The sequence below is a fragment of the Endozoicomonas sp. ONNA2 genome, assembly GCF_024606365.1.
Lineage (GTDB): Bacteria > Pseudomonadota > Gammaproteobacteria > Pseudomonadales > Endozoicomonadaceae > Endozoicomonas.
The window spans coordinates 1-2,109 of sequence record NZ_JAHHPO010000592.1; the positions used below are offsets into that span (position 1 = coordinate 1).

A 2,109-nucleotide genomic window follows, 5' to 3' on the forward strand; every position below is an offset into this window, starting at 1 on the left:
CCAATGAAGATCTTCAGCGTTCGGGTGTGACATCCATTCCAGAGGCCCTGAGAATGGTGCCGGGCATGCAGGTAGCCCGATTGAATGGCAATAGCTTGTCCATCAGCACCCGGGGCTTTAACTACATTTTTGCCAATAAATTGCTGGTACTGATCGACGGGCGCACCGTGTACTCGCCCCTGTTCTCCGGTGTGAACTGGGATGTCCAGGACACCATGCTGGAAGACATTGCCCGTATTGAGGTGATTCGTGGTCCGGGTGCGGCGCTGTGGGGTGCCAATGCGGTGAATGGCGTGATCAACATAATTACCAAACATGCGGCAGATACCCAGGGTGGTCTGTTATCTACCGGGTTTGGCTCTGAAGAGAGAGCTTTTGCGGCTTATCGCTACGGTGGAGAGCTGGGGGATAACGGTTATTATCGAGCCTTCTTTAAAACATTCACCCGTGATGGTCTGGCCAACCCTGATGGCACTGATGCCAATGATGACTGGAAGATAAACCGTACAGGCCTGCGGGCAGATTGGCGAACCGAAAACGGGGCGGAAGCTTCAGTACAAGCAGAAGTTTATGATGGCACAACTCAACCAGACCTGGTTCTTTATAACTATAACGGTACAACAGAAAAAGACACGGTGGCGAGACTGAAGCGAGATCAACGCGGTGGCCACCTGATCGGCAACTACAAACAATTCTTGAGTGATGGCAGTAATTTTTCACTCAAAGGCTACTATGATCGCTATGAAAACTACGATTATCGAATAACCGAGAAACGTGACACTGGCGAATTGGAGTTCCAGCATCAGTCCCAGCCCTGGAACAACCATGAGGTCATCTGGGGGCTTGGTTATCGCCTGACCAATTACCGTCTCAGTGGCACAGACTATATATTGGTATCCCAAAACCATCGAACCGATCAACTATACAGTGCCTTTATCCAAGACCATATTCGTTTGCGCCCGGATTGGGAGCTGACGCTGAGTTCACGATTTGAACACAACAATTTCACCGGGTTTGAAGTGCAACCCAATGCCAGCTTAACCTGGAAAATTTCTGAACAACAAACCCTGTGGATGAAAGTGGCCAGTGCATTAAAAACACCATCCATCAGTGAAACAGACGTCACCACGAGGGGAATCACCTTTTTGCGTGACCCGCTACTTCCGAATACACACGCTAACCTGCTGGCGATCCGGGGCAACGAATCATTGCAATCGGAAAAACTTCTGGCCTTTGAACTGGGGTACCGTGAGCAGATTGGAGATAACTTCAGGATTGATGTATCAACGTTCTTCAATCAATACAAAGATCTGCTGGCTTATGTGGACGACCAGGGTTGTTATTCCGGTACAACCCTGACTGCACACCCGACTGCAGGATTTCAAGTTTGCTCTTATGGCGTTAACCCGGACAGCTCAGAGATGGTTATTGAGTGGCCGACCACATTTACCAATAACCTTAGCGCCCACACCTACGGTGCAGAGATAACGGCTGACTGGCAAGCAAAACCCTGGTGGAAACTTCAGTTTAATTACAGTTTTCTGGGTACCGATGTCTTTACTGATGGCTCAGAATCGCCGGTTACCCAAGATTATCTCAAAGGCAATGAAAACCTTCTGGAAACCCTCAGTGCTGACCACACCGCCAATATCCGCTCCTATATGAACCTCCCCAACCAGTGGCACCTGGATTTCTGGGTACGTTACATGGATAACCTGAAAAATGCCCGGGTCAAGGCCCACACGGCTCTTGACGTCAGGGTCGCCAAAAAATTCGGCAAAGACCTGGAGCTTTCCTTAACCGGAAAGAATCTATTTGATAAACAGCGACTGGAATTCAACGAAGTATTCAGCGGACTCGGCGAAACTGAGGTACAGCAATCCTGGTACCTGCAGTTACGCTGGCAACATTAATCGGATGGGGGGGATAACTTCATGCCGATCATAATCAAAAAAACGTACGCAATAATCGCCATTGCTCTGCTTTGCAGCTTAAACGTAACTCTATCAGCAGCCAATGAGGTTACCAAAGCAGATAAGGTCAAGGCCGCCATTGTCTACAAACTTTCCAAGTTTGTTACCTGGCCGGAAAAAAAGCAGACCCTGGCAC

1 protein-coding gene is annotated in these 2,109 nt (G+C 49.0%); it reads left to right on the forward strand.

The features are described from left to right. On the forward strand, positions 1 to 1,913 hold a 1,913-nt coding region (locus KDK14_RS10370; RefSeq protein WP_257265028.1), incomplete at its 5' end, for a TonB-dependent siderophore receptor. Between the last annotated feature and the right edge of the window lie 196 nt (positions 1,914 to 2,109).